Raw genomic sequence first — 26,788 nt, forward strand, 5'->3', positions numbered from 1 at the left:
CCTGAATGGGGTCCCTGTTCGGTTCTTGGAGGCATACCCGGTGTTCAGTCGCATCGCCATCGTCAACCGCGGAGAGGCCGCCATGCGGCTGATCCACGCTGTCCGCGAGATCAACGCCGAGACAGGGGCGCCGCCGATCGAGACCATCGCGCTGTACACCGAGGCAGAGCGCACCGCCTCCTTCGTGCGCGAGGCCGACGACAGCTTCTGCCTCGGTCCCGCCTCGGCACGGCCGTACCTCGACCACGCGCTGCTGGAGCGGGCCCTGCTGGAGACCCGCGCGGACGCGGCCTGGGTCGGCTGGGGCTTCGTCGCCGAGGACCCGGCGTTCGCCGAGCTGTGCGAGAAGATCGGCGTCACCTTCATCGGCCCGAGCGCCGAAGCGATGCTCAAGCTCGGTGACAAGATCGGCTCGAAGCTGATCGCCGAGGAGGTCGGCGTGCCGGTCGCGCCGTGGAGCCGCGGCGCCGTGGAGAGCCTCGACGCCGCCAAGCGCGCCGCCGCCGAGATCGGGTACCCGCTGATGCTCAAGGCCACCGCCGGTGGCGGCGGCCGCGGCATCCGCGTGGTGCGCAGCGACGAGGAGCTGGACGACGCGTACGACCGCACCAGCCTGGAGGCCAAGCGCGCCTTCGGCAGCGGCATCGTCTTCCTGGAGCGCCTGGTCACCGGCGCCCGCCACGTCGAGGTCCAGGTCATCGCCGACGGCCAGGGCACCGCCTGGGCGCTGGGCGTGCGCGACTGCTCCGTGCAGCGGCGCAACCAGAAGGTCATCGAGGAGTCGGCCTCCCCCGTGCTCGCCCCCGAGCAGATCAAGGAGGTCAAGTCGGCCGCCGAGCGGCTCGCCCTGGCCGTTGGCTACAAGGGCGCCGGCACCGTCGAGTTCCTCTACCACCCGGGCGAGAAGCTCTTCGCCTTCCTCGAGGTCAACACCCGCCTGCAGGTGGAGCACCCGATCACCGAGGCCGTCACCGACTTCGACCTGGTCAAGGCGCAGATCCACGTCGCCGCGGGCGGCCGGCTGGGCGATCGCGTGCCCACCGAGATCGGCCACGCCGTCGAGGCGCGGCTCAACGCCGAGGACCCGGACCGCGACTTCGCACCCTCGCCGGGCCGGATCGTGCGGCTGACCCTGCCCGCCGGTCCCGGCGTGCGGGTGGACACCGGTGTCGCCGAGGGCGACGTCATCCCCGCCGACTTCGACTCCATGATCGCCAAGATCATCGCGTACGGGCGTACCCGCGAGGAGGCGCTCGGCCGCCTGCGCCGGGCCGTCGCCGAGACCACCGTCATCATCGAGGGCGGCGCGACCAACAAGAGCTTCCTGCTCGACCTGCTCGACCAGCCCGAGGTCATCGACGGCAGCGCCGACACCGGCTGGATCGACCGGGTCCGCGCCGAGGGCCGCCTGGTCTCCACCAAGCACTCCGGCATCGCGCTGGCCGCCGCCGCCATCGAGGCGTACGAGGACGAGGCGCTGGTCGAGCAGCAGCGGCTGCTGTCCACCGCGCACGGCGGGCGCCCGCAGGTCCAGCACAAGAGCGGCCGCCCCATCGACCTCAAGCTGCGCGGCAGCGCCTACCGGGTGACCGTCGCGCAGATCGCCCCGCACCGTTTCCGGGTCGGCATCGACGACAACTCCACGGTGGACGCCGAGGTCGAGCGCTTCGACGAGCACACCGGCCGGATCATCGTCAACGGCCGCCGGTTCCGCCTGGTCACCGATACGCACGGCCCGATCCACCTGGTCGAGGTCGACGGCGTGACGCACCGGGTCAGCCGCGACGAGGGCGGCGTGGTGCGCTCCCCCGCCCCGGCGCTGGTCGTGGCCGTGCCGCTGGAGGTCGGCGCCGAGGTCGAGGCGGGCGCGCCGGTGCTCGTGCTGGAGAGCATGAAGATGGAGACGGTGCTGCGCGCACCGGTGAAGTCCCGGGTGCGCGAGTGCCTGGTCACCGTCGGCAGCCAGGTCGAGACCGGTGCCCCGCTGCTGCGCCTGGAGCCGGTGGGCGACGACAGCGCCGCCGAGGCCGCCGAGACCGAGACCGTCGACCTCGCCCTGCCGCAGGAGCCGGCCGGCCTGTCCGCCGAGGCGCGGGTCGCCCGCGGCAGCGCCGACCTGCGCAGCCTGCTGCTGGGCTACGACCTCGACCCGCGCGACGAGCGCCGCGCGCTGTCGGCCTACCTGGCCGGGCGGGCCGAACTGGGCCACCGCCCGATCGAGGCCGAGGTGGGCCTGCTGCAGGTGTTCGCCGACCTGTCCGAGCTGAGCCGCAACCGGCCCGCCGGTGAGGAGAGCCGGGCCGACACCCGCGTGCACAGCCCGCGCGAGTACTTCCACACCTACCTGCAGAGCCTCGACGTCGAGCGGGCCGGGCTGCCGGACACGTTCCGGCAGCGGCTGGCGCGGGTGCTCGCGCACTACGGCATCGAGAGCTTCGACCGTACGCCCGCGCTGGAAGAGGCCGTGTTCCGGATCTTCCTCGCGCAGCAGCGGTCCTCGGCCGACGTGGCCGTGATCGTGGCGCTGCTGCGGCAGTGGCTGACCGACCCGATGCCCGGCGACGAGCAGCGCGCGATGGTCAGCCAGGCGCTGGAGCACCTGATCTCCGCCACGCAGGTCCGCTTCCCGGTGGTCAGCGACCTGGCCCGCAGCGTCGTGTTCCGCTGGGCCGCCCAGCCGATGCTGCGCCGCAAGCGCGCCGAGGTCTACAACGACGTCCGGGCCCACCTGCGTCACCTCGACCGGCACCCGGACTCGGCCGACCGCGCCGAGCGCATCGCGCAGATGGTCGCCTCCCCGGAGCCGCTGGTCCGGCTGCTCGGCAAGCGCATCGGCCGGCCCGGCGCGGACAACGGCCCGATGCTGGAGGTGCTGAGCCGCCGCTACTACGGCACCAAGGGCGCCGACGAGGGCCGCTGCTTCGAGCAGGCGGGCCACACCTTCTTCACCAGTGACCACGAGCGCGACGGCGAGCGTTTCCGGCTCCTGGCCGTGGCCACCGACGTGAGCGCGCTGCCCGCGGCCCTGGCGAAGGTCAAGTCGCTGGTGGCCAACGGCACCGTCGCCGACGTCTACATGACCTGGGCCGACCAGCCCGACACCGACGCGATGGCCGCGAGCCTGCAGCAGACCATCGACCAGGCCGGTCTGCTGGACGTGCTGCAGCGGGTCACCGTCTCGGTGGCCGGGCCGACCGGCACCGCGATGCACCACCACTTCACGTTCCGGCCGGGCGAGGGCGAGGACCGGGTCATCCGCGGCCTGCACCCGATGATCGCCCAGCGCCTGCAGCTGCCGCGGCTGGCCAGCTTCGACCTGACCCGCCTGCCCTCGGCCGACGAGGAGGTGTACGTCTTCCGCTGCGTCGCGCCGAGCAACCCCGCCGACGAGCGGATCGCCGCGATGGGCCAGGTCCGCGACCTGACGCCGCTGCGCGACGCCGACGGGCGCGTCATCGCGCTGCCCGCGCTCGAGGGCATGCTCGACGGCTGCCTCGACGCGATCCGCCGCGTGCAGGCCCAGCGCCCGGCGCGCAAGCGCCTGGACACCAACCGCATCACCCTCTACGTCTGGCCGTCCAGCGAGCTGACCGTGGAGGACCTGCACGGCGTGATCCAGCGGGTGCTGCCGCGTACCGCGGGAGCCGGGCTGGAGCAGGTTCTGGTGCTCGGCCGCCAGCGCAACGCCGCTACCGGCCAGGTCGAGGACGTCGCGGTCGAGGTCTCGTTCGACGCCGGCATGCGCATGTCGGTCACCGCGCCGACCACCGAGCTGATCGAGCCGATCGACGACTACCGGCAGAAGGTGCTGTCGGCGCGCCGCCGCGGCACCACCTACCCGTACGAGCTGACCGGCCTGCTCGCGGGCAAGGGCGGCACGTTCACCGAGCACGACCTCGACGACACCGGCGCGCTGGTGCCGGTCGAGCGGCCGAAGGGGCGTAACAAGGCCGGCATCGTCGCCGGTGTGGTGAGCACCCCGACCGAGCGCTACCCCGAGGGCGTCCAGCGGGTGGTGCTGCTCGGCGACCCGACCAAGGCGCTGGGCGCGCTGGCCGAGGCCGAGTGCGCCCGCGTGATCGCCGCGCTCGACCTGGCCGAGCGGATGCAGGTGCCCGTCGACTGGTACGCCCTGTCCGCGGGCGCCCGGATCTCGATGAGCTCCGGCACCGAGAACATGGACTGGGTGGCCGCGGCGCTCAAGCGGATCGTGGAGTTCACCCAGGGCGGCGGCGAGATCAACATCGTGATCGCCGGGATCACCGTCGGCGCCCAGCCCTACTGGAACGCCGAGGCCACGATGCTCATGCACACCAAGGGCATCCTGGTGATGACGCCGGACTCGGCGATGGTGCTCACCGGCAAGCAGTCGCTGGACTTCTCCGGCGGCGTGTCGGCCGAGGACAACTACGGCATCGGCGGCTACGACCGGGTCATGGGCCCCAACGGCCAGGCGCAGTACTGGGCGCCTGACCTGCGGGCCGCTCAGGACGTGGTGATGGCCCACCACGACCACGCGTACATCGCCCCCGGCGAGTCCGCGCCGCGCCGCGCCGTCACCGCCGACCCCGCCGACCGCGACATCTCGGCGTACCCGCACTCGGCGCCCGACAGCGACTTCAGCACCGTCGGGCAGATCTTCTCCAAGGAGCACAACCCCGACCGCAAGAAGCCGTTCGACATCCGCACGGTGATGCGCGCGCTGGTCGACCAGGACCACCGGATCCTGGAGCGCTGGGCGGGCATGGCCGACGCCGACACCGCGGTCGTGCAGGACGTGCACCTGGGCGGCATCCCGGTGACGCTGCTCGGCATCGAGTCGCGCTCGGTGCCGCGGCACGGTTTCCCGCCCACCGACGGGCCGGACACGTACACCGCGGGCACCCTGTTCCCGCAGTCGTCGAAGAAGGCCGCGCGGGCCATCAACGCCGCCAGCGGCAACCGGCCGCTGGTCGTGCTGGCGAACCTGTCCGGGTTCGACGGCTCGCCGGAGTCGATGCGCAAGCTCCAGCTGGAGTACGGCGCCGAGATCGGCCGGGCGATCGTGAACTTCCGGGGCCCGATCGTGTTCTGCGTGATCTCCCGCTACCACGGCGGCGCGTTCGTCGTGTTCTCCAAGGCGCTCAACCCGAACATGACGGTGCTGGCCGTGGACGGCTCGTTCGCCTCGGTGCTCGGCGGCGCGCCCGCGGCGGCCGTGGTGTTCTCCGCCGACGTCGACGCGCGTACCGCCAAGGACCCGCGCGTGTCCGAGCTGGAGGCACGGGTCGCCGTCGCGACCGGCGGCGAGCGGGCGGCCCTGGCCGCGCAGCTGCTCGACACCCGGGCCACGGTCCGGGCGGAGAAGCTGGGCGAGGTCGCGGCCGAGTTCGACGGCGTGCACAGCATCCAGCGGGCGGTCCAGGTCGGCTCCGTCGACGCCATCGTCCGCCCCGAGGAGCTGCGCCCGCAGATCATCGCGGCGATCGAACGGGGTCTCGCCTGACCCTCACCGCGTTATCGAGGCTCCCGCCATGCTGCTCCACCAGCGTGACGGGAGCCTCGATCATTGGCGGGCGGGCGTTGTCGGGGTGCCGCCCTAGACTCCGCGGCCATGGTGACGGTGACCTTCGTCGACGAGACGACCGCGGGCGAACGCGGCACAGCATGGCATCTGGAGATCTTCGAGGAGCGGCTGACGCTGCGCGAGATCATCAGGCGGCGGGTGTTCCAGGAGGTGGCCGAGCACAACGCGGCCGGCGCCGAGGTGTTCCGCGGGCTGATCCAGCCCGGCGACACCGAGCGCGCCCTCAACGGCCCCCAGACGAAGACCCACCGGCGCGTCGACGCGGAGAAGCAGTTCGCGCTGGCCGTGGAGGCGTTCTCCCGCAACGGGTTCGTGGTGCTCGTCGACGAGCGGCAGGTCGAGGAGCTCGACACCGAGCTGCAGCTCGGGCGCAACACCGAGGTCACGTTCCTCAAGCTCGTCCCGCTGGTGGGTGGCTGATGGCACCGACGGCGCAGCACCCGCAGCAGGTGGCCGAGCTGAAGCGCCTGCTCGCGGCCGGCGACACCGAAGCGATCATGGCCCAGCTGGTGTCCCTCGCCCAGGTGAGCCACGGAGCCTGGGGATTCGGCTCTCCCTCGGTCAAGGACGTGCTGCATGCGCTGCCCGGCCCGCAACAGCGGGAGCTGCTCCGGCAACTGCTCGACCAGGCTCGCACGGCACGCACCGCCGCCGACGCGGACCACCTGTTCGAGCTGGCCGAGTGGCTGGTGCGCAGGCTGTCCCCGCCGGACCCCGCCGACGCGTTCGCGCTGGTGCTGGAGGTCGAGGGACAGCGCTGGATGTGCCATGACCCGAGCCTGGTCAGCACCGCCTGGGACCTGCTCGACCGGGGGCGGGAGCTGCCCGCCGACTTCCTGGCGATGATGCGCCGCACGGTCACCGGCAGCTACCGCCCGAAGGAGTTCCCGGCGCTGCTCGCCAAGGTCCCTGCGCAGCCGCTGCTCAACCTGGGCGAGGCCTGGTCGGACCGGGTGCTGGCCGAGGTGGCGGAGCTGGGGCAGCCCTGGCACGACCTGGTCGCGCACGCCGCGACCGCGACGCCCACGAAGATCACCAAGGCGTTCGAGGTGCGTGGCCGGGCACTGCTCGACACCGTCGGCGTGGACAAGGCGGCCGTCGTGCTGACCGGCTGGCTTTCCCTGGTCGGCCGCCCCCGCACCCGGCCCGTGGTGCGCCGCCACTACGACAGCGACGTCAACGAGCTGTTCGACCCGGTCAACGCGACCGTGCTGCGCGGCCTGATCTGGCTGGCGGGCCTGCTGCCACCGCAGCCGGACCTGGCCCGGCTGCTGGGCGCGCTCGTCGACACGTCGCTGCGCAAGGCGGCCGGGGTCGGCCCGCGCTCCCCGAAGATCGCCAACACGGCCGTGCACACCCTGGCCCGCATCGACTCCGACGACGCGCTCGCGCAGATCGCACGGCTGGCCGCCCGTGTCACCTTCAAGGGCACCCTGAAGGAGCTCAACACCGCGCTGGACACCCGCGCCGCCGCCCTGGGGCTGAGCCGCGCGGAGGTCGAGGAGCTGGCCGTGCCGACGTACGGGCTGACCGAGGTCGGCCTGCGCGTCGACCACTTCGGCGAGGTGCGCGCCGAGACCACGGTCGGCGCCGACGGTGTACGCACGGCCTGGTTCGCCGCCACCGGCCGCCCCGTGAAGTCGGCGCCCGCCGCGGTGCGCAGCGACCACGCCGAGGAGCTGCGCGAGCTGAAGGCGGCCGGCAAGGACATCGACAAGATGGTCACCGCCCAGGCCGAGCGACTCGACCGCCAGTTCCTGGCCCAGCGCACCTGGACCTACCCGGCCTGGCGCGCCCGCTACCTCGACCACCCGCTGCTGGGCACGCTCGCCCGCCGCCTGATCTGGCTCGTCGGCGAGCAGGCCCTCGCCTGGTCGGACGGCGGCCTGACCACGGTGGACGGCACCGCCGTGACCCCGGCTGACGGGGCGGAGGTGCGGCTGTGGCACCCCATCGGCCGGCCGGTCGAGGAGGTGCTGGCGTGGCGGGAACGGCTGGAACGCGACCTGGTCGTGCAGCCGTTCAAGCAGGCCCACCGCGAGGTGTACCTGCTCACCGCGGCCGAGGAGAACACCCGGACCTACTCCAACCGGTACGCCGCCCACGTCCTGCGCCAGCACCAGTTCCATGCGCTGGCCGCCACCCGCGGCTGGCGCAACCGGCTGCGGCTCATGGTCGACGACGAGTACCCGCCGGCCGCCCGGGAGCTGCCCGAATGGGGTCTGCGCGCCGAGTTCTGGGTCGAGGGCATCGGGCACGAGTACGGCGACGACACCACCGAGAGCGGCGCGTACCTGCGCCTGGCCACCGACCAGGTGCGCTTCTACGCCGTGGACGCGCCCGAGCACAGCGCGCACGCCGGTGGCGGCGGTTACCACCGCGGCTGGCGCGGCCGCCCCGGCGACGGCATCCCGCTGGACCAGGTCCCGCCGCTGGTGTTCAGCGAGGTGATGCGTGACGTGGACCTGTTCGTCGGCGTCGCCAGCGTCGGCAACGACCCGACCTGGCAGGACGGCGGCCCCGACGGGCGGTTCGCCGACTACTGGACCTCGTACAGCTTCGGCGAGCTGACCGCGACCGCGCAGACCCGGCGCGACCTGCTGCGGCGGCTGGTGCCGCGGCTGGCGATCGCCGACCGCGCCACCGTCGAGGACCGCTTCCTCGTGGTACGGGGCGACCTGCGCACCTACCGGATCCACCTGGGCTCGGGCAACATCCTGATGAGCCCCAACGACCAGTACCTGTGCATCGTGCCGAACCAGCGCGCCGACACCGGGACCGGCGGGGTGTTCCTGCCGTTCGAGGGAGACCGCGTGCTGGCGGTGATCCTCAGCAAGGCGATGCTGCTCGCCCGCGACACGGCCATCACCGACCCCACCATCACCCGCCAGCTCCAGCTATGAACTCCACGGGCCGGACCCCGGTTTGACAACCGCCGGGGTCCGGAGTGGACGATGCCGTCGTGAGAATCCTCGTGATCGGCGGCAGCGGCCTGATCGGCGCCCACGTGACGGACGTGCTCGGCGAGCGCGGGCACACCGTGTCCACCGTCGGCGATCTGCTGCTCAGCCCGCTGTTCGTGGAGCCGGTGACGGGCCGCTCGCTCGATGAGGCGATCCACGAGGATTCTCACGACGGCATCGGTACTTGATCACGGGTGATGGGATACTGCCCCGGTGACCGTTCCCGCGCGCATCAGCATCGTGACGCTCGGCGTGGCCGACCTCGCCCGTTCGACCGCGTTCTACCGGGCGCTCGGCTGGCCGCTGTCCGGCCGCTCGTCTGTTGAGATCAGCTTTTTCCGCACCGGCGGCGCGTTGCTGGCCCTCTACCCCACCGCGGCGCTGGCCGCCGACGCGCTGCTGCCCGCGCAGGACGTCACCGGCTTCCGGGGCGGCACCTACGCGATCAACGTGGGTTCGGAGTCCGCGGTGGACGCGTCGCTCGCCGTCGCCGTGGCGGCCGGGGCAGAGCTGCTCAAGCCCGCGCAGAAGGTCGAGTGGGGCGGCTACTCGGGCTACTTCGCCGACCCCGACGGGCACGCCTGGGAGATCGCGTACAACCCGTTCTGGCCGCTCAACGACCAGGGCCTGCCCGAACTGCCGGAGCCCGCCCAACCCGCATGATCTGCCCGCGGCATGGCATGGGTGCGTACACCGATGCGGCCAGGCTGTGCAGCGCGGCTGGTGACGGCGGACGCGGTGGTCAGCGGTTGCTCGCCACCACCACGGCCACTGTCCCGAGCAGCGGAATCGCGGTGACCGCCCAGCTCAGGCCGACGTGCATGACCGCGTTGCGGGAGAACAGCCGCGACCTGGCGGCCGGTGCGGCGTGCGGGCCGGTCGGGGTGCCGGCCGCGGGGGCCGGACGGTAGAACGAGCCCCGGCCGACCGCCCAGGCCACCGACACCACGACTTTTTCGAGATCGGACTCATCTAGATAGGCCAACGTCGATGACAAACGTGGGCCGGGTCACGCCAGCGCCGCCGCCTTGCGCAGGAGCACGGAGCGTTCGCGCAGGTTGGCACAGAGGCGGGCGGCGAGCTCCAGCTCCGCTCGCGCCTCGGCGGTACGGCCGAGCCGGGCCAGCAGCTCGCCGCGCACGCTCGGCACCAGGTACGACCCCGGCAGCCGGTCGGTCGCCACCAGCTCGTCGACGATCTCCAACGCGGGTCCGGGTCCGGTGGCCATGGCGACGGCCACGGCCCGGTTCAGCTCGACGACCGGCGACGGCGCCACCCTGCCCAGCGCCTCGTACAGCAGCACGATGCGCTCCCAGTCGGTGTCGGCGACCGACGGCGCCGCCGCGTGGCACGCGGCGATCGCCGCCTGCAGGCCGTACGGCCCCAGCCCGCGCCCGGCGGCCGAGGCGCGGCCCAGCGCGGCCAGGCCACGGCGGATCGCCGACCGGTCCCACAGCCGCCGGTCCTGGTCCTCCAGCAGCACCGGCTCACCGTCGGGCCCGGTCCGGGCGGGGAACCGGGCCGCCGTCAGCTCGCACAGCGCCAGCAGCCCCGACACCTCCGGCTCGGCCGGCAGCAGCGCGGCCAGGGTCCGGGCCAGCCGGATCGCCTCGTACGCCAGATCACGGCGCAGCAGGCTGTCCCCGGCCGTCGCCGTCGAACCCTCCGTGAAGATCACGTAGAGCACGCTCAGTACGCTCCCGAGCCGCTCGCGCCGCTGCTCGGCGGGCGGCAGCTCGAACGGCACGTGCGCCGCGGCGATCGTCTTCTTGGCCCGGGTGATCCGCGCCTGCACGGTCGGCACCGGCACCAGGAACGCCCGCGCGATCTCCTCGCTGGACAGGCCGCCGACCGCGCGCAGCGTCAGCGCGACCCGCGCCTCCGGCGCCAGCACCGGATGGCACGCGATGAAGATCAGCGAGAGGATGTCGTCCTCGATCCGGTCCGGGTCCCACAGCTCCCCCGACCGGTCGGCGGGCACCGTCACGCCCGCGCTGTGCTCGCCCTCGCCGAGCCCACGCGCGAGCATCGCGTACCGCTCGTCGCGGGCCGACCGGCGGCGGAACAGGTCGATCGCCCGGCGGCGGGCGGTGGCGAGCAGCCAGCCCACCGCGTCCCGGGGCGCCCCGTCCCGCGACCAGGAGACCAGTGCCTCGGCCACCGCCTCCTGCGCGACGTCCTCGGCCAGCGCGAAGTCCCCGGTGTAGCGGGCCAGCGCGGCCACGATCCGGGCGGACTCGATGCGCCAGACGGCCTCGACGGCCCGCCGCGCCGACTCGGCGATCAGCGGGCCGTCGGTGGCGGCGTCCATCAGAGCTGGCCGGTGCGCTCGCGCCACGCCCGCTCCCTGATGATCCACTCGTTGTCCTGCGGGAACTCGTCGATGGTCGGCACCCGGCGGATCTCGCACTTCGAGCCGGCCGTGGCGGGCATCCGCTTCGCCCACTCGACCGCCTCCTCCTTGGTGGCCACGTCGATCAGGTAGAAGCCGCCGAACAGCTCCTTCGTCTCGCCGTACGGGCCGTCGGTGACCACCGGCGTCTCGCCGCTGTAGTCGACCACCACGCCCTGGCCCGCATCGTCCAGGCCCTCGGCGGCGATCAGCACGCCGGCCCGGATCAGCTCCTCGTTGAAGCGGCCGACGGTCTCCAGCATCTCCTCGAACGGGGTCTCCATCATCTTCGCGAGCGACTCGTCCGTCGCGCGCATGATCAGCATGTACTTCGCCATCTCGGTTCTCCTTGCCGTGCGGGCCGTCTCTCGACCCTCTCACCCCGAGGTCGAACGGCCCGCGCGCGGATCGACACGGCGCCGGAAATTTCTCCGAAGATTTTCTGCCCGGCCGTTTGTGCTGCCGACGGCGCTGCGGTCAGCTCGTGGCCGCCGCGCCGACCAGCCGCGGCGACACGTCCGGGAACGAGCCGTCCCCGAACATGATCCGCGCCGCCGCGCCGCGTCCCGCCCCCGTGCGCAGCAACGCGACCGCGGCTTCCGCCGCCGCCACCGACCGGATGCCCGCGAACATCCGCCGCAGCGCCAGCCGCCCCCGGAACCGCGCCCGCAGCCCGTTCCCGTCGTAGCGCCGCAGCAGGCCCTCGTCGCCGGTGCGCAGGTATCCGGCCGCCACCGACGCGGCCAGCTCGGACAGCCGCAGGCACGGGTCCAGCCCGCCCGCCGTCAGCGGCGACACCGCGCCTGCCGCGTCCCCGACGAGCAGCCCGGCCGGGCACGCTATCCGTCGCAGCACCCCTCCCACCGGGATCGGGCCGCCCCGGCGCGCGACCTGGCCGGCCGGCGCGGCCCGGCCGGGCGCGGTCGCGGCGAACTCCTCCAGCAGATGGCGTACGCCGGTGCGCATCTGCTCCGGATCGCCCGCCACCCCGACGTGCGCGTGCTCGCCGTCGTCGATGACCCAGCCCAGGTAGCCGGGGGCGATCCTCGGGTCCAGCACGCAGTGGAACGCCGGGCTCGTGGTGCCCGACTCGATCGGATGGACCAGCTCGGCACCCACCAGGAACCGCCGGTTGACGTCCAGCCCGAGGTCACGGGCCACCCGCGAGCGGGCGCCGTCGGCCCCGACGACGAACCTGGCCGCCACCGGCTCCGCGCCCTCCAGCAGCACCACTCCCCCCGCCGTCCCGGCGTAGCGCACGCCCAGCAGCACCTGGGCACCGGCGGCCTGCGCCGCGCGGTGCGCGTGCTCGTAGACGGCCGCCATGTCGGCCACCCGGTACTCGTCGCGGTCGCTGGCCAGATGCACCGGCGCTCGCCGCGAAGGCGGGTAGAGCAGCACGTCCCGGACACCGGGCCCGAGCAGGTGGCCGGGCAGGTCGAAGTCGTCGAGCGTACGCCGCACGAAGATCCCCGTGGTGCGGATGCCCGCCGCCAGGGACCTGCGCCGGTCCACCACCATCACCGTCAGCTCGCGTCCGGCGAGCAGCCGGGCCGTGTGCAGCCCGGCCAGACCCGCACCCACCACGAGCACATCCACTGTCCGCATGCCCAGCGACGGTAGGTGCGACAGCGGCCGTAAGCGCTGGTCAGCACGCTACCGGCCCGACATCTCCACAGCTCCGCCACAACCCGAAAAACCGATGTCACACCAGGTCAGGAGGTATGCGCCGCGGGCGCTCCCAGGTCACGGCGATCCCGTCCCGAACGGGCCGTCACCCGTTCGGGACGTCGTACGGCCCGCCGGCCGCGAGCAGGCGCTGCGCCCCGGGGTGGCCGTTCGCCGCCGCGGCCATGAACCACGGCTTGGCGGCCGCCAGGCCGTCGGTCTCCTCGACCAGGCGGCCCAGGTCCCACTGCGCGCTGGTCAACCCCGCCTCGGCGGCCTGCTGGAGCCATCGCCGTGACCCGGCCTGGTCGCCCCGCATCTTGAGACCCAGGCCCAGCGCGTACGCCGCCTGCGGGTTGCCCGCCTCGGCCTGCGCCAGCAGCATCGCCTCATGCCGCGCCGACCAGCGGTCCACGATCGCGGGCAGGGCGAAGCTCCACTTCCCGGTGGCCCAGATGGCGAGCAGGCCCGCGAACAGCCACAGCGCCCTGCCGACGGTGCCGGCCGTGCTGTCGAGGGCGGAGAAGAACATGATCAGCCCGGCCACGATGAACAGCACCAGGCTCACCAGCATCACGAGCGAGCCGGCGTTGGCCCCGGGCGCCGACCTGTAGGTGGCCGTCCTCCGCAGCACCCACCAGAACACCGGTCCACCAAGGATCATGACCAAGGTCAGCAGCATGACGGCGTCCACGGGGCTCCCTTGACTTATGCCCGGTCCAGACCGGATCAGACCGGCCCCTGGAGGATCGAGACCGGCTTCCAGGTTAGTGCCCGTCGCCAACCTCCAGCCGGCGACGCAAAAGTCCTTTGCAGACCGCCGTTACCCTTCGCAGCACGCGTTGCGACCGCCACCCGCCAAGATCACGTTGATCTTGCGCGAAGTGTTAGGGATATGTCCGGAAAGAGCGTGTCGCACCCACAGTTGGCGCAAGATCGGCGCGGGAGGGGTGGCGAGGGTGGCGAGGGTGGCGAGGGCGGCTGCCCCGTGACGGCAGCCGCCCTCTTCCCCCTTATTTCAGCAGGCGCCCTGGTCGGACCAGACCGCCCAGGATCCGGGCGCTCCCGGCTCGGCACCGGTCGACCACCAGGTCGCCTTCCACCGCCGCCCGTTGTGCGAGACGAGGTCGTCTGGCACATACGCGGTGGCGGAGCTCCATGCGGGCAGGCTGCCGCAGCCGCCACCACCGCCGGTCACGGTCAGCGTGAAGGTGGCGGTGCGCGTCGCGGAGCTGCCCGCACCCGTCACCGTCAGCGTGTACGTCCCCGGCGCGGCGCTCGCCCCGACGGCGACCGACAGCGTCGCGCCCGCACCCGAGGTCACCGTCGACGGGCTGACCGACGCGGTCACCCCGGTCGGCGCGCCGGTCACCGACAGGTTCACCGTCTGCGCACTGCCCGAGGTGGTCGTGGTGCCCACGCTCGCGCTGGTGGAGCCGCCGGCCGCGACGGTCGCCGAGGCGGGCGACAGCGACACCGCGAAGTCGTCGCCACCGGGCACGGTGGTGACCGTGACGGTGTACGTCGCCGTGTGCGTGGCGTTCGGCCCGGTGCCGGTGACGGTGACCGCCGCCGAACCGGTCGCCGCCGACGCGCTCGCGGTGAGGGTCAGCGTGCTGGACCCGCCGGAGGTGACCGACGACGGGCTGAAGCTGGCCGTCACCCCGGACGGCAGGCCGCTCGCGGTCAGGCTGACCGTCTGCGCGCTGCCGGAGGTGGTCGCGGTGCTGACGGTCGTGCTGACGCTGCTGCCGCGCTGCACCGTGCCACTGCCGGGGCTGACGGTCAGCGAGAAGTCGTTGCCCGGCGCGATGCTGCACTGGGCCTCACCGGACTGCGCGGGCACGCTGACCGCGTCCCAGGCCGCCTTGACCGTGCGGCACTCCGCCGACGACGCGCCGAACAGGTTCACGGCCGCGCGCAGGGTCGCGGTGCGCACGTTGACGTAGCGCCAGCTCGACGTCTTCATGTTGAGCGCGGCCATGTAGATCTGGCCGGCCTTCTGGATGCCGATGCCGGTGACGGTGGAGCCGTTGCAGGTCGGGCTGGCGGGGTTGCCGCCGCCGCCGGCCGAGCCGATCGCGGTCAGGTAGAACCAGTGGTTGTTCGGGCCGGCCGCGGCGTGCACCTCGGTGTTGGGGATGGCCGAGCTGTAGCAGTTCGGGTCGCCCAGCGCCTGCGGGTTGTACATGTTGCGGATCGGGCCCTGCCCGACGAGGTTGACCTCCTCGCCGACGAGGTAGTCCGGCGGGTCGTTGGGGTTGTTCGCGTACGCCTCGGTGAGCGCGCCGAAGATGTCGCCGGTGGACTCGTTGATGCCGCCGTTCTCGTTGCCGGAACCGGCGCCGCCCGGGGTGGTCTGGAAGATCGCGTGGCCGTACTCGTGCGCGACGACGTCGATCGGGGTGGCCTGGCCGGTGCCCGCCTGGTTGCGGCCGAAGTTGGTGTAGCTGCCGTTCCAGTACGCGTTGACCTCGGCGAGGCCGACCCGGGCGGGGAAGCCGCCGCCGTTGCCGTTGATGCCGTTGCGGCCGAGCCAGGAGCTGAGCATGTCCCACTCGCGCTGCACGGCGTAGAGCGCGTCGACGCAGGCGGTCTCCAGGTTGGTGCCTGAGCCGTTGCCCCACGCGTCGTCGGTGCCGGTGTACGCGGCGCCGTTCTGGCCGCCGCAGCGGATGCCGGGCCGCGTGTTGTCGGTCATCGACCAGGAGCTGCCCGAGCCGCTGGTGGTGATGCTCACCTGGCCGTTGTAGTAGCCGTTGCCGGTGCCCATGCGAACGTCGTCGCGCACGTCGAGCACGGCCGAGGTGGACGCGTCGACGACGACGTGCAGGCGGCTGGGCGCACCGGCCTTCACGCCTTCGAGCACGACGGCGTACGCGAGCCGGTCGCCGCGCTCGCCCGCGTGCACCGCGAGCTGCGCCGGGGTGAGCTGCCGGACCTTGTCGAGCTGCTTTCGGGCGACGCCCTCGGCGCGCGCCGCGGTGATCTTCGGGGTGGTCGTGGTGAGGGTGACGCCGCGGCCGAGCGCGGAGGCGGTGTCGCGGACGGTGCCCTTGGCGTCGGTGACCACGACGGCGTCGCCGCCGAGCACGGGCAGGCCGCGGTAGGTGCGCTCGTAGGACACGTACTGGAAGCCTCCGGAGCCGGACACGACGTCGCGGCGCAGGAAGGATTCGTCGGGGCCCTTGGCGAGGGCGTCGTAGCCGCTGTTCGCGGCGCGGTCGGCGGCGGCCGCGGCGAGCACGGCCGGGTCGGCGGCCGGGGCGGGTGCGGCGGCGGGGCTGTCGATGGCGCCGGACACGCCCGGGATCACCAGGGCGAGGCCCACGGCCGCGGCGGTGGCCGCGAGCGTGATCCGTATGCCGATGGACTTCACGAGGACGGACTCCTTAGGAAGGGGTGTGCGGGGGTGGTGGCCTGGGCGTTTCTCCAGGACGCCCAGGCCACCTGATGGGGAGGAACGCTTGCTAACAGGAGCCCTTGTCGGCCCAGACGGCCCACGAGCCGGCCGCGCCGGGCACCGCACCGGTGGACCACCAGGTGGCCTCGTAGCGGCGGCCGTTGTACGCGACGACCGCGCCGGGCGCGTACGCCGTGGTGGCGCTCCAGCCGGGCAGCCCGCCGCAGCCCGGCGGCGGCCCGGTCGGGCCCGCGGTCGGGGTGGGGCCGGTGCTCGGCGGCGTGCCGCCGCTGACGGTCAGGGTCAGGCCGTAGGTCTGCAGGATCTCGTTGACCGGCTGGAAGTACGTGGTGCCGCCGGAGCTGCAGTTGCCCGAGCCGCCCGAGGTGACGCCCTGCGCCTGGTCACCGGCGATGAGCGAGCCGCCGGAGTCGCCGGGCTCGGCGCAGACGTTGGTCCGGATCAGACCGGACACGGTGCCCTGCGGGTAGGTCACCGAGCTGTTCAGTGCGTTGATGGTGCCGCAGTGCCAGCCCGTGGTCGAGCCCGAGCGGCACACCGACGCGCCGACCCCGGCCGCCTGCGAACCGGCCACGGGCACGGTGCCCGAGTAGCGGTTGACCAGGGCGCGGGGGGTGTTGCCGGCGGCGGTGCGGACCCAGGCGTAGTCGTTGCCCGGGAAGCTGGACCCGGCGAAGCTGCCGCTGGGCTGGGTGGTGCTCGCGCCGGTGCTGCCGCAGTGCCCGGCGGTGACGAACCCGCCGGTGACCGCGAAACCGACCGAGCAGCGGGTGCCGCTGCCGATGTAGTACGCGTTGCCGCCGATGATGTCGATCAGCGGGCGCGGCTGCTCGGCGCTGGCCTCGTAGCGCACGCTCGCGGTGTCGAGGCCGCTGGCGGCGGCCCAGGTGCGGGCCGCGTCGAGGGCGCCGTCGCGGTACATCACGACGACCTTGTTGGTGCGCACGTCCGGGTACCAGCCCGGCACCTGCTTCGGCGCCGCGGCGGCACTACGGTCGAGGCGGGCGGCCGCCTCGGCGAGCCGGGCCTCGCTGCGCTCGACGACGACCGGGACGGCGCCGGCGGCGCGGACCCGGGCGCTGTCGGCGCGGCGGGTCACCGCGACGGTGAGCTGGGAGGCGTCGGTGTTGAGGTACGCGCCGCCGAAGCCGTCGCCGAGGACCCGGCGCAGGCCGTCCTCGGTGCGGGCGAAGGCGGCCTCGCGGCCGAGCCGGGACAGCGCCTGCTCCGGGCTGACGCCGAGGGTGCGGGCGAGTTCGGCGACCATGCCGCGGTCGGCGTTCACCGGTACGGCAGCGGGGGCGGTGCTGCCCGCCATCGCGGTCGGCGCGACGAGCAGGGCCGCGGCCAGACCTGTCGCGGCGAGCACGGTAGTGATCAAAGTGGATCTGTTGGCCATGCCTGGAATCTAGGAAGACCACTGTTAACTTTGTACTACCGAACTGCTCATATTGTTTACGGTAACTAAACCGGCGGACACCCCCGACCAGCGCATCGATGATCGCGGACATGCGACACGAAGACGCATGGGCCGCCGTTCACCGCCGACTCGGGCGACCACGTGTCCGTGTACCGGCCCCCACGGGCTGTCACGAGCGGCTGACACGATCCCGGAATGTGCAGGCGGCGATGTTGGCGGCGGCAACCCGTTCTTCCCCGCCGGCGTCCGCGTCGACCTGAATTTCCTGAAGGAGCGCGCCGGTTCGCCAACGGCGTGGTGGGTCTGAGGTACGCCACCAGGCACGACGGCTGACCACCTCAGCAGCGCCGCCGGATGCCCGCGCCACATGTCTTGACGGCCCGTGGCCGACCCGGCCGGAAACCGATGCCGATCAGGGATGGGAGAGGTACGCTTTGGCGCTCGATCGGCCTGTAGGAAGGAGAATCTGTATGGCTGAGCGCATCTTTTCCGAGGGACTCGTATTGCCAGACGGCCGCAAGGTACGCGTGCTGGCGTATGACGACGGCTCCGTCCGCATCCGTCTGGATGCGACACCGTACGTGATGGAGGAGTGTTTCCTCACCGGTGGAAGCAACGACCACGCGATCATCAAGCTGGCACCCAAGCGTGCTAGCTGAAGATCTCGGCTGTCGCCCGGCGCGTTGCCCATGATCATTTCTTGGCGATGAACTGAATCAGGCCGAGAAGCAATGTCGCGGTGCCGCCGAAGGCGGCACCGCCGATGAGGATGCTTCCCGCTTCGCTAGTGCCGTTGACCCAGCTGAGAAAGCTGGCCGCGCCGGCCGCAAGTGCCGAGATGACGAGTAGGTGAGCCACGGCCATGAGGCGCCAGGCATCCTTATCGAACACGTCCGATTCCCTCCATCTAGACCCCTCCTTAAGCGGGGGTGATGGAGCTCCGCCTTGCTCCGCAAGATGGCACTCAAGTACGCAGCGATGCAAGTAGACGGCACAGTAACCTTGTGTCGCAGCTGGGCCGACTTGGGTGGACACCGAGAGCTGTCAGGTAGGCGACACAGGTCTCCGGCATCTCGCCGGCGCTCAGTCAACCGTTAGGTGTCGCGGCGGCCGGCCGCCGCCGTGACCCACCATCAGGCGGGCGGGACGACGACGCTCCAGCCGATGGCGCGTGCCGAAGCGACGCTGCTGGTCGCGGTCACTCCGGGCCACATCCCGGCCCCGACGCCGCCGGTGTCGCCCACGACGGTGGACAGCAGCCCGCCGCCGCTGCCGGTGGTGGAGGTGCGCGGGGTGACCGTGCCGGGCACGGTCCACGAGCCGGTCGTGCTGAGCTTCTGCACCCAGTAGCTGACCACCGTCGAGCCACCGGCGGCCACGGCCACCGCCGCGGTCGGATGCCCGGTCTTGGTGGCGGTGTCCTCCAGCGAGCCGGTGACGGTGACCGGCCCGGCGCCGGTGTACGCGACCAGCACCAGGCTGGCCTTGGTGAAGGCGTCGAGCGTGGTGCTCACGGCCGAGCCCGCCGTCCCGGCGGCCGCGGTGCGGGTGAAGACCCACGACCGCAGGTCGGTGCCGTCGCTGCGGGTGCCGAGCAGGGTCCACCCGGCCGGGGTGGTGGTGGTCGCGGCGCGGTTGCCGGACAGGAACAGCACCAGCGTGTCGCCTGCCTGCACGCTCGCGGGCACGGTCACCGCCGGCGTCATCGTGTTGGCGTCGCTGCCCACGGCCGCCCGGAACGTCACGTTGCCGGCCGGCGGCGTCGCCGTGACGGTGACCGTACGGGTCAGGCTGCCGGTGAGCCCGTCGTCGTCGGTGACGGTGAGCGTGACCGGGTAGCTGCCCGCCGCGTCGTAGGTGTGCGAGGTGCTCGCGCCGCTGCCGGTGTCGCCGTCGCCGAACGCCCAGGCGTGTCCCGTCACCACACCGTCCGGGTCGGACGAGCCACTGCCGTTGAACGTGCATGCCAGCGCGGTGCAAGAGAAGCTGAACGCGGCCACCGGCTCCTGGTCCGGCGGGGGCGGGCCGTTCGGGACCAGCACGGCCGAGTACGCCTGGCCGCCGCCGCCCGCCACGGTGACCCCGGTCAGGCCGGTCGCGGTGACCGCGCGGGTCCGGCTGGTGGTGGTGCCGTCGCCGAGCTGGCCGCTGGCGTTGTAGCCCCAGGTCATGACGGTGCCGTTCGCCATCGCGGCGATCCCGTGGTCGCGGCCGGACGCGATGGACACCGCGGAGGTCACCCCGATGACGGAGACCGGCCGGGTGCGGTCGGTGGTGGTGCCGTCGCCCAGCTCGGAACGGTAGTTGCGGCCCCAGGACAGCACCTGCCCGTCGGCGCGCAGCGCGTACGAGTGGTGCGCACCGCCGATGACCTCGGTGATCCCCGACGCGATGATCTGGACCGGTGACGTGCGGTCGGTGAGGGTGCCGTCGCCGACCTGGCCGTACTCGTTCCAGCCCCAGGCCCACAGCGAGCCGTCGGACAGTTTGGCCAGGCCGTGGTTGCGGCCGCCCGCGATCGCCTGGACGCCGGTCAGCGAGCCCACCCGGACCGGGGTGCTGCGGTTGGTCGTGGTGCCGTCGCCCAGCGCGCCGGTGTCGTTGAGGCCCCAGGCCGCCGCCCAGCCGTTGGCGCGGATGGCGTAGCTCATGTCCCGCCCGGCGGCGATGCGCACCGCGTCGGTCAGGCCTGACACCAGGACCGGCGAGCGCCGATTGGTGGTCGACCCGTCGCCGAGCTGGCCGGTGGTGTTCAGGCCCCACGTGTAGACGGCGCCGGAGGCGGTCCTGGCCAGGGAGTGGTCGTGGCCCGACGCGACCTCGACGATGGCGGGCAGGCCCGGCACGATCACGGGCGTGGACCGGTTGGTCAGGTCCCCGAGCCCGAGCTGCCCGAACGCGTTGCCGCCCCAGGTCCACACGCGGCCGGACGCGTCGAGCGCGACGACGTGGTCCCGTCCCCCGGCGAGCTGCACGAGGTCGGTGACGGCCGTGACCGGGCCGGGCGTGAGCCGCGAGGTGGTGGTGCCGTTGCCGAGCTGGCCGAGGCTGTTGCCGCCCCAGGTGTACGCGGTGTAGGTGACGCCGGCGGCGTCGGCCGCCGTGGCGGCGGGCAACCCGACCGCGACCAGCACCCCGACCAGCACCGCACCCAGCTGTCTACGCATGCACGACTCCCGCCCCATAGGTCTGCGCGAATGCAATCACGCGCGGGCGGCCGGGCGGCAGCGTCGGTTCAGGTGGTCTTTTCGACCGTGCATCCGGGACGGTCGCGTCGTCGGGCCGACCCGGAACGAGCGATCCGGTCCACTCCGGATGGACCGGACCGCCCGGCGGCACTAGCCACACACCAGCTCCCGCACCCGCGGCACGACCTCCTCCGTGAACCGCCGGAGCTGGTCCAGTTCGGACATCGCAGGCCAGAACACGAACGTGTCGAAGCGCAGCTCGCGTACCCAATCGGCCAGGGTCTGCGCCCAGACCTCGGCCGGGCCGAACAGGCCCTTGCCGCGGTGCCCGCCGCCGATCAGACCCAGCACGTTGTACAGGCGGCGCACGTCACCGGTCCCCCGCCCCGCGGCGAGGGCAGCCCGGTCGATGAGGGCCTGCTTGGCGGGCACCTCCCCCGGCGGCACGTAGATGTTGAGCGGGCAGATCCAGCCGTCGGCCAGCTCGCCGATCAGGCCGAGCATGCGCGGGCCCTGCGCGCCGACCCACACCGGCACCCGATGCGGCGGGACCGGGCCCGGCTGGTATCCGCCGACGCGATGGTGCCGCCCGTCCAGCCCGATGGGGGCGTCCGCGTCCAGCGCCGCGCGCAGCAGCGCCAGCGCCTCGGCGGTGAACTCGACGGCCTGCCCGCCGCGCACGGCGTGGCCGCCCATCCCGGCGACCGCGTCGGGGAAGCCGCCGGAGCCGACGCCCAGTTCGACCCGGCCGCCGGTCAGCACGTCCAGTGACGCGGCGGCCTTGGCCAGCATCGGAGCGGGGCGCAGTGCCAGGTCGGCCACGTCGGTGAGCAGCCCGATCCGCTCGGTGCGCGCGCCCAGATGGGTCAGCGCGGTCCAGGTGTCCAGGTGCCCCGGCTGGTACGGGTGGTCCTGCACCGCGATCAGGTCCAGCCCGGCCCGGTCGGCGGCCTGGGCCAGCGCGGTCATCGCCGCCGGGTCGTGCGCGCCGGGTGTCACCGCGACGCCGAAACGCAGGTCCTCAGCCATGGAACGGCCACCTCTTCCAGGTCGCCAGCACGGGCGCCAGCGACTCCTCCTCGAACGCCAGGTGCGCCAGCAGGTGGTCGGAGAGCGTGCGCAGCGCCGCCACCAGCTTCTCGCGCACCGCCCGGTCGTCGCCGCCCAACGCGCGGGCCGCGCCCTCGACCTGGTCGAGCAGGCCGGAGACCAGCTGGTGATCGGCTTCGAGCCGGTCGACGGTCTCCTTCAGGTGCGGCGCCGAGCGGCGCACCGCGGGGAACAGCAGGGCGCTCTCCAGGCTGTGGTGGTGGTGCACCACCTGGCAGTACGACAGGCAGTTGGCCTTGAGCTGGAACAGGGGGCCGCTGGTCTGCAGCCGCCGGAGACCCTCCTGCAGCGCGGCGGCCGGGGCCCCGGCGGCGGCCTCGTCGGCGAGCCGGCGCACGGTCGCCAGGTCACGGCGCAGCATGTCGTGGATCCAGCGCAGCTCCGCCAGCAGCGGGCTCTCGGTCGTTCGGTGTTGACTCACCGCCCCAGCTTGTCGCCGCCCCGGGCGCTGGGCAAAACGCCGGTTAGTTACTTACTCTAGGTAAGTGACCACGACGCAGCACTCCCCCGCCAGCCTGGAAATGCACCATCCCAGCGACGCCGCCTGCCGCTCGTTCCAGCCCGTGCTGGAGCTGCTCGGGCGCCGCTGGGTCGGCATGGTCCTGCTCGCCGGGCAGCGCGGCGCCCGCCGCTTCGGGCAGTACCGCGCCTTCGTGCACGGCATCTCCGACCGGGTGCTCACCCAGCGCCTGCGCGAGCTGGAGCAGGTCGGCCTGCTCGAACGCCAGGTGATCCCGAGCACGCCGGTGCAGATCCTCTACGCGCCCACGGCCCGGGGCGCCGAACTGCTCGACGCCATGCAGCCGCTGTTCGACTGGACCGCCCGCAACCGTTCCTAAGGACTGCGCATGTGTTGATGCTCAGCCGCGTGTCCCGGACGGTGTTGGGCACGCTGGTCTCCCACTTTCGCGGCGCTGTCCGGTGGGCGCATCGTGTGCGCGGTCCGGTGACAGGCGGGCGGGGTTCCTCGCGCCCTCGGGTGCCGGGTCGGGCCTGGACGTTCCGATGCCCGCGACGATCGCTCCGGTCGTCGTGGGGCGGTGGCGTCCGACGCCTGATCCGGTGCCCGAGGGCACGTCTGCCGATCGCAACGGCCGCGCCGTCGTGACGGGTCGGGTTTCTACGGGCCGATGTGAGTGGTCTGCGCCAGTGCTGGGCGCCCCACTTGGAGGTGTAGGCGGGGTCGACCGCGACGAGGGCCAAGCCGTGCTCGGCGGCCATGGACAGCAGGCGGGCTCGGAGCCGGCCGGTGGGCATGCCGGAGATCAACTGCCGGAACCTGCGGCGTCGGCCGTGCCTCTCCCGGGTCTTCTCGCTGGTGAAGTCGAGGTCCTCCACCGCGACCGCGTTGACGCCTGCGCGTGTGGCCCAGTGCAGCAGCGCGGTGATGGCGTGGCGGATCTGGGCGTCGCGGTGTTCAGCGTTACCGGACAGGTCGTAGCCGAACCGGCGCGGGTCACCCACGGGGTTGCCGTGGACGTCGAGCCGCCACGCGGCGAGGTGGTGGGCGTTCATGTCGACCCCGACCACCCCCGCGGCCCGCGCCGCCTCCAACGGCACGACCCTGACCGCTGGCTGCTGCCAGGATGCGGTCAGGTACCAGCGACGCCGGCCAGGATCGTGGTGGATGCGATATGCGACGGCCAGGTCCGCCTCGACCCGGTCACGCCACCGCTCACCCCGGTGCGCGAACACCACCCGGCCCGGCAGGTTGTAACGGCCGTGTCCGGTGTTGGCCAGGTGAGCCAGCGGGGCAGGCAGTTTGATCGTCACTTCGCCGTCGGGGGTGACGCGGATCGTCTCGTTGCCGTGCGGCTTGCCGCTCTCGCCGTCGGCGGACAGGAACCACCGCTCGGCCTGCCACCGTTGCCGCCACTGCTGCTCGGTAAGCCCGGCCTGCTCCAGGTGGTGACGCAGGTGGGCCAGGCGTCGCCCGCCGCGCACGACCCGCACCCGCCCCGCCTGCCAGTCGGCCGCCGCCGCCGCGTGGCGGGCCTTGAGCACGGTCAGGCGGCGGGACTTGGCGAACCACTCCGAACGGGAGCGGTACCCGCCCGGGACACGCTTGGTGCCGGGCGAGCCGACGGGCTGGGACAGGCGGTGCGCCAGCATCACGATCCCGGCCTCCAGGCTGCGGATGTGCGCCTGCAGGCATCGGCGGGACAGGTTCCACTGGTCGTTGGCGGCCCGGGTGATCGACCCCGCCCACCGCGACGACGACATCCCCGTCAACGACTGCTTCCGCGCCGCCCACCGGTCCGAGCTGTGGTCATGCCCGTCACGGCAGCGGGCCTTCAGATCAGCCGAGGCCAGCGTGCCCAGGTGCTGCCCGACCAGACGCAGCACCTGCTCATCAGCGGCGGTCAGGCCGCGCAGACGGTCCCGGACCGCCACACCCGACGGCCCCGCCACCACGAACGGCGCCGCGACCGGCCGCAACCCACTGACAGACCCCGTCACCACCGGCCACCACACACCTGCACCGGCCCAGCCAGACGCCCGCCACCGGCCCGCACCCGAGCGACACCGGCCCCGCCGACGCCGCAGTCGCGCGACAGCCACGTTCCCGTGCACGGGTCCATGCGCAGGCGGCGCACCTGCACCACCAGCCCAACATGCTCCATACAGGACACGAGCCCGAGCCTAAGGACCCGGTACGACAATCCGAAGCGCCGATGCCACCAGAACCACCCAGTGAACCTACCGAGCCGACCCCCAGGCGGAACCGTCCATTTCGCCCAACCCCCGACAGCGGCCGTGGTCAGCGCACACTGACGAACGCTCGCGCACACCAGGATCCACTCACCGTCGAACAGTTGCGAACCCCGGCGTCCTCGACAGGAGTTGACAAGGGTCACTAACTTATCGATTATCGAGATATCGATTATCGATAAGGAGATGCCGCCGTGTCCCTGCGCCGCCCCGACTGGCTCGCCGAGCTGCAGTCCGTGCTGCTCGCCGCGATGGTCCTGACCAGCGCCGTGATCGCCTTCGGCCTCATCGCGCCCGCCGTCGACGACACCGTCACGTTCACCGTGCCCGCCGTGTCCGTCGACGGCCTCACCGACGTGCACGGATCCCTGCGGCCGAACGCCGCCGTCGACCCCGACGGCGACGTGGACGTGCTGGTCACCGGCCCGTCGGCATACCAGCGAGTGCTGCACGTGCTCACGGGGCTGCCGTCGTACGCGGTCGGGCTGGTCATGCTGGTGCTGCTCTGGTCCACGGTGCGCCTGGCCCGGCGGACCGGGCCGTTCGAGCAGCCCGTCGTCCGGCGGCTGACCTGGCTCGGCTTCGTGGTGGTCGCCGGGGGGCTGCTCGCCGACGCCGTCCAGCTCAGCGCCACGTTCCTGGCGTCGGAGACCCTGTTCGACGGATACCTGTCCGCGTCGTACGCCATGTCCTGGTGGTGGCTGCTGGCCGGCATCGGCTTCCTGGCCGTCGCCGAGCTGGTCAAGCGCGGTGCCGCGATGCGCGCCGAACTCGACGCGGTGGTGTGACGGTGCCACCCGAGGACGAGCACCGCGTCGAGGTGCACATCGACGCGCTGCTCGCGGCCCGCGGCATGACGCTCACCGAGCTGGCCGACCGGGTGGGCATCACCCTGGCCAACCTGTCGGTCCTCAAGAACGGCCGGGCCCGCGCGGTGCGCTTCAGCACCCTCACCGCCCTGTGCGAAGCCCTGGACTGCCAGCCCGGCGACCTGTTCACCGTCCGGAAAGAACAGTGAGCACGGCCCGTGTCGGCGGCCGGTAGTAGGTTGCCGGGGTGACCAGCATCGACGCCAGCCGGTTCGCCGGGCTGCTGCACGCCTACGGCTGGGCCGTCGACACCTCGGGCCACCTGGCCGCGCTCGCGGAACGCGACCCGGCCGCCCGCGACGCGGCGCTGGACCACCTCTGGTCGGCTGTGCTCCACCAGGGCACACCGTGGACGGCGACCCCACCGGCCGCCGTCGCGGTCGCCGGGCTGGTCGGCGACCCGCGACTGGCCGCTGCCGAGGACGCCGAGCTACGCGCGCGGCTGCACGCCCTCTTCGCCGACTGCTCCACCGGCGGACTGCCCCCGGTGCAACGTCGCTGCTTAAGCGCGCTTGTCGACAACGCCGACCTGTGGGGCTCAGGCAACGGCACCGTCGCCCTGGTTCTGCGCGACGCCGGACTGCCCTACGACCGGGATGCCTGCCGTCTGCTGGCGGACGGCCGGCCGTAGCCCCGCGCCCGTCAGCCGGAAGGCAGCCTGCAATGATCATCATGTGGCACCGGCCGACATCGCGTACATCGTCGTCTCCGGGCTGCCCGGCAGCGGGAAGACCACGCTCGGGCGGCAGCTGGCCGAGCGGCTGGAGCTGCCGTTCGCCGACAAGGACGAGATCCTGGAAGCGCTGTTCGACTCCCTCGGCGTCGGCGACCAGGCATGGCGCACCCGGCTCAGCCGTGCCGCCGACGAGGTGCTGCTCACGACGGCGCGGGGGATGCCCGGCGCGGTGCTGGTCAACTGGTGGCACCACGAATGGGCGGCGCGGCACCTGCCAGGCCTGGGCGGCCGCCTGATCGAGGTCCACTGCGCGTGCCCGGTGGAGACGGCCGCCGAACGCTTCCGGCGCAGACGCCGCCATCCCGGTCACCTCGACGAGGAACTGACCGACGAGCAGGTCGCCGCACGGGTCGCCGCGATCCGTGCCACATACCGCGGCCCTCTGAAGCTCGGCGGTGCCGTGCTGAAGGTGGACACCACGCGGGCGGTCGACGTCGATGCCCTGCTGGCCGACCTGTCAGAGCTTGCTCCGCTCGCCGCCCGGTCAGGTCCTCAGTCGCCGGTGCCCGAGCTGTCGAAACGCACCTCGGAGGTCACCCACGCCGCCGGAAACAGCGACTGCCAGTGCGCCTTGGTGCCCTCGGCGCGGGTCCCGGTGGCGAAATCCCTTATGCGCCGACACCGGTAGGACCGCCCGCCCCCGCGCAGTTCGAGAGTGAGGGTCGTCCGGTAGGACCGGTATGGAATGTCCGGATCGTAAGGTGAGACCTTGGTGAGCAGACGGATGCTCCCGATGTCGG

General features: G+C 72.7%; 22 protein-coding genes. 11 read left to right on the forward strand and 11 right to left on the reverse strand.

Annotation, left to right across the window (positions count from 1 at the left end; all coding sequences use genetic code 11):
- The first annotated feature begins 40 nt into the window (after positions 1–40).
- From CS0771_RS30195 to CS0771_RS30215, 5 genes are all read left to right on the forward strand, one after another.
- A complete protein-coding gene (locus tag CS0771_RS30195) occupies positions 41–5,485 on the forward strand; it encodes a carboxyl transferase domain-containing protein (RefSeq protein ID WP_212844163.1) in 5,445 nt (1,814 codons plus the stop codon).
- 108 nt (positions 5,486–5,593) lie between these two features.
- Positions 5,594–5,986: a hypothetical protein gene (locus tag CS0771_RS30200; RefSeq protein WP_244871119.1), complete on the forward strand. Its 393-nt coding sequence runs from the start codon at positions 5,594–5,596 to the stop codon at positions 5,984–5,986.
- The gene (locus tag CS0771_RS30205) at positions 5,986–8,469 is read left to right on the forward strand and encodes a DUF4132 domain-containing protein (protein ID WP_244871120.1); all 2,484 of its coding nucleotides are present in this window, start codon (positions 5,986–5,988) and stop codon (positions 8,467–8,469) included. The genes CS0771_RS30200 and CS0771_RS30205 overlap by 1 nt, the downstream gene beginning before the upstream one ends.
- A gap of 59 nt (positions 8,470–8,528) precedes the next feature.
- Positions 8,529–8,717, forward strand: a complete 189-nt coding sequence (locus CS0771_RS39090) for an NAD-dependent epimerase/dehydratase family protein (protein ID WP_244871121.1) — start codon at positions 8,529–8,531, stop codon at positions 8,715–8,717.
- Between the two features lie 25 nt (positions 8,718–8,742).
- Complete coding sequence (locus CS0771_RS30215; RefSeq protein WP_212844164.1) at positions 8,743–9,192, forward strand: VOC family protein; 450 nt, start codon at positions 8,743–8,745, stop codon at positions 9,190–9,192.
- 79 nt (positions 9,193–9,271) lie between these two features.
- On the opposite strand, the gene CS0771_RS30220 is transcribed toward CS0771_RS30215, so the two are convergent.
- From CS0771_RS30220 to CS0771_RS30250, 7 genes are all read right to left on the reverse strand, one after another.
- Positions 9,272–9,475, reverse strand: coding sequence for a hypothetical protein (locus CS0771_RS30220; RefSeq protein ID WP_212844165.1), 204 nt, complete (start codon positions 9,473–9,475; stop codon positions 9,272–9,274).
- A gap of 63 nt (positions 9,476–9,538) precedes the next feature.
- Positions 9,539–10,840, reverse strand: a complete 1,302-nt coding sequence (locus CS0771_RS30225) for an RNA polymerase sigma factor (protein WP_212846122.1) — start codon at positions 10,838–10,840, stop codon at positions 9,539–9,541.
- Positions 10,840–11,259, reverse strand: coding sequence for a YciI family protein (locus CS0771_RS30230; protein ID WP_212844166.1), 420 nt, complete (start codon positions 11,257–11,259; stop codon positions 10,840–10,842). Before CS0771_RS30230 ends, CS0771_RS30225 begins: the two co-directional genes overlap by 1 nt.
- Before the next feature lie 139 nt (positions 11,260–11,398).
- Positions 11,399–12,529: an NAD(P)/FAD-dependent oxidoreductase gene (locus tag CS0771_RS30235; protein ID WP_212844167.1), complete on the reverse strand. Its 1,131-nt coding sequence runs from the start codon at positions 12,527–12,529 to the stop codon at positions 11,399–11,401.
- A gap of 166 nt (positions 12,530–12,695) precedes the next feature.
- Positions 12,696–13,283: a tetratricopeptide repeat protein gene (locus CS0771_RS30240; RefSeq protein WP_212844168.1), complete on the reverse strand. Its 588-nt coding sequence runs from the start codon at positions 13,281–13,283 to the stop codon at positions 12,696–12,698.
- A 324-nt stretch (positions 13,284–13,607) separates the two neighbouring features.
- Positions 13,608–15,968, reverse strand: a complete 2,361-nt coding sequence (locus CS0771_RS30245; protein WP_212844169.1) for a M4 family metallopeptidase — start codon at positions 15,966–15,968, stop codon at positions 13,608–13,610.
- Positions 15,969–16,059: 91 nt separating this feature from the next.
- Entirely contained in the window at positions 16,060–17,412 is a 1,353-nt protein-coding gene (locus CS0771_RS30250) for an alpha-lytic protease prodomain-containing protein (RefSeq protein WP_244871122.1), read from the reverse strand.
- Positions 17,413–17,903: 491 nt separating this feature from the next.
- On the opposite strand from CS0771_RS30250, the gene CS0771_RS30255 reads away from it, so the two are divergent.
- Entirely contained in the window at positions 17,904–18,092 is a 189-nt protein-coding gene (locus CS0771_RS30255; protein WP_212844170.1) for a hypothetical protein, read from the forward strand.
- A gap of 34 nt (positions 18,093–18,126) precedes the next feature.
- Here the strand turns inward: CS0771_RS30255 and CS0771_RS30260 are convergent, their stop codons facing one another.
- The 4 genes from CS0771_RS30260 to CS0771_RS30275 form a co-directional block, all read right to left on the reverse strand.
- On the reverse strand, positions 18,127–18,324 hold the full coding sequence (locus CS0771_RS30260; RefSeq protein WP_212844171.1) for a hypothetical protein: 198 nt from the start codon (positions 18,322–18,324) through the stop codon (positions 18,127–18,129).
- 242 nt (positions 18,325–18,566) lie between these two features.
- Positions 18,567–20,600, reverse strand: coding sequence for a PKD domain-containing protein (locus CS0771_RS30265; protein WP_212844172.1), 2,034 nt, complete (start codon positions 20,598–20,600; stop codon positions 18,567–18,569).
- Between the two features lie 171 nt (positions 20,601–20,771).
- Positions 20,772–21,650 (reverse strand): LLM class flavin-dependent oxidoreductase, encoded by an 879-nt coding sequence (locus CS0771_RS30270; RefSeq protein ID WP_212844173.1) that lies wholly within the window; start codon positions 21,648–21,650, stop codon positions 20,772–20,774.
- Positions 21,643–22,152: a hemerythrin domain-containing protein gene (locus tag CS0771_RS30275; protein WP_212844174.1), complete on the reverse strand. Its 510-nt coding sequence runs from the start codon at positions 22,150–22,152 to the stop codon at positions 21,643–21,645. The genes CS0771_RS30270 and CS0771_RS30275 overlap by 8 nt, the downstream gene beginning before the upstream one ends.
- A gap of 64 nt (positions 22,153–22,216) precedes the next feature.
- Between CS0771_RS30275 and CS0771_RS30280 the strand changes: the two genes are divergently transcribed.
- The 5 genes from CS0771_RS30280 to CS0771_RS30300 all read left to right on the forward strand — a co-directional run bounded on the left by CS0771_RS30280 (position 22,217) and on the right by CS0771_RS30300 (position 26,676).
- Complete coding sequence (locus CS0771_RS30280) at positions 22,217–22,570, forward strand: helix-turn-helix domain-containing protein (RefSeq protein ID WP_212844175.1); 354 nt, start codon at positions 22,217–22,219, stop codon at positions 22,568–22,570.
- Between the two features lie 2,067 nt (positions 22,571–24,637).
- A complete protein-coding gene (locus CS0771_RS30285) occupies positions 24,638–25,231 on the forward strand; it encodes a DUF2975 domain-containing protein (protein WP_212844176.1) in 594 nt (197 codons plus the stop codon).
- A gap of 2 nt (positions 25,232–25,233) precedes the next feature.
- Positions 25,234–25,461, forward strand: coding sequence for a helix-turn-helix transcriptional regulator (locus CS0771_RS30290; RefSeq protein WP_212844177.1), 228 nt, complete (start codon positions 25,234–25,236; stop codon positions 25,459–25,461).
- Between the two features lie 38 nt (positions 25,462–25,499).
- Complete coding sequence (locus tag CS0771_RS30295; RefSeq protein WP_212844178.1) at positions 25,500–25,943, forward strand: hypothetical protein; 444 nt, start codon at positions 25,500–25,502, stop codon at positions 25,941–25,943.
- Between the two features lie 43 nt (positions 25,944–25,986).
- Complete coding sequence (locus tag CS0771_RS30300; protein WP_212844179.1) at positions 25,987–26,676, forward strand: AAA family ATPase; 690 nt, start codon at positions 25,987–25,989, stop codon at positions 26,674–26,676.
- Positions 26,677–26,788: the final 112 nt, after the last annotated feature.

The sequence above is a fragment of the Catellatospora sp. IY07-71 genome (genome assembly GCF_018326265.1).
Classification (GTDB): Bacteria; Actinomycetota; Actinomycetes; order Mycobacteriales; family Micromonosporaceae; genus Catellatospora.

What these genes read in the sequence shown, in the direction of transcription:
- CS0771_RS30250 (WP_244871122.1), bottom strand. Translation starts at nt 17,412, where the DNA reads ATGGCCAACAGATCCACTTTGATCACTACCGTGCTCGCCGCGACAGGT.
- CS0771_RS30265 (WP_212844172.1), bottom strand. Translation starts at nt 20,600, where the DNA reads ATGCGTAGACAGCTGGGTGCGGTGCTGGTCGGGGTGCTGGTCGCGGTC.
- CS0771_RS30200 (WP_244871119.1), top strand. Translation starts at nt 5,594, where the DNA reads ATGGTGACGGTGACCTTCGTCGACGAGACGACCGCGGGCGAACGCGGC.
- CS0771_RS30230 (WP_212844166.1), bottom strand. Translation starts at nt 11,259, where the DNA reads ATGGCGAAGTACATGCTGATCATGCGCGCGACGGACGAGTCGCTCGCG.
- CS0771_RS30205 (WP_244871120.1), top strand. Translation starts at nt 5,986, where the DNA reads ATGGCACCGACGGCGCAGCACCCGCAGCAGGTGGCCGAGCTGAAGCGC.
- CS0771_RS30225 (WP_212846122.1), bottom strand. Translation starts at nt 10,840, where the DNA reads ATGGACGCCGCCACCGACGGCCCGCTGATCGCCGAGTCGGCGCGGCGG.
- CS0771_RS30235 (WP_212844167.1), bottom strand. Translation starts at nt 12,529, where the DNA reads ATGCGGACAGTGGATGTGCTCGTGGTGGGTGCGGGTCTGGCCGGGCTG.
- CS0771_RS30270 (WP_212844173.1), bottom strand. Translation starts at nt 21,650, where the DNA reads ATGGCTGAGGACCTGCGTTTCGGCGTCGCGGTGACACCCGGCGCGCAC.
- CS0771_RS30255 (WP_212844170.1), top strand. Translation starts at nt 17,904, where the DNA reads ATGGCTGAGCGCATCTTTTCCGAGGGACTCGTATTGCCAGACGGCCGC.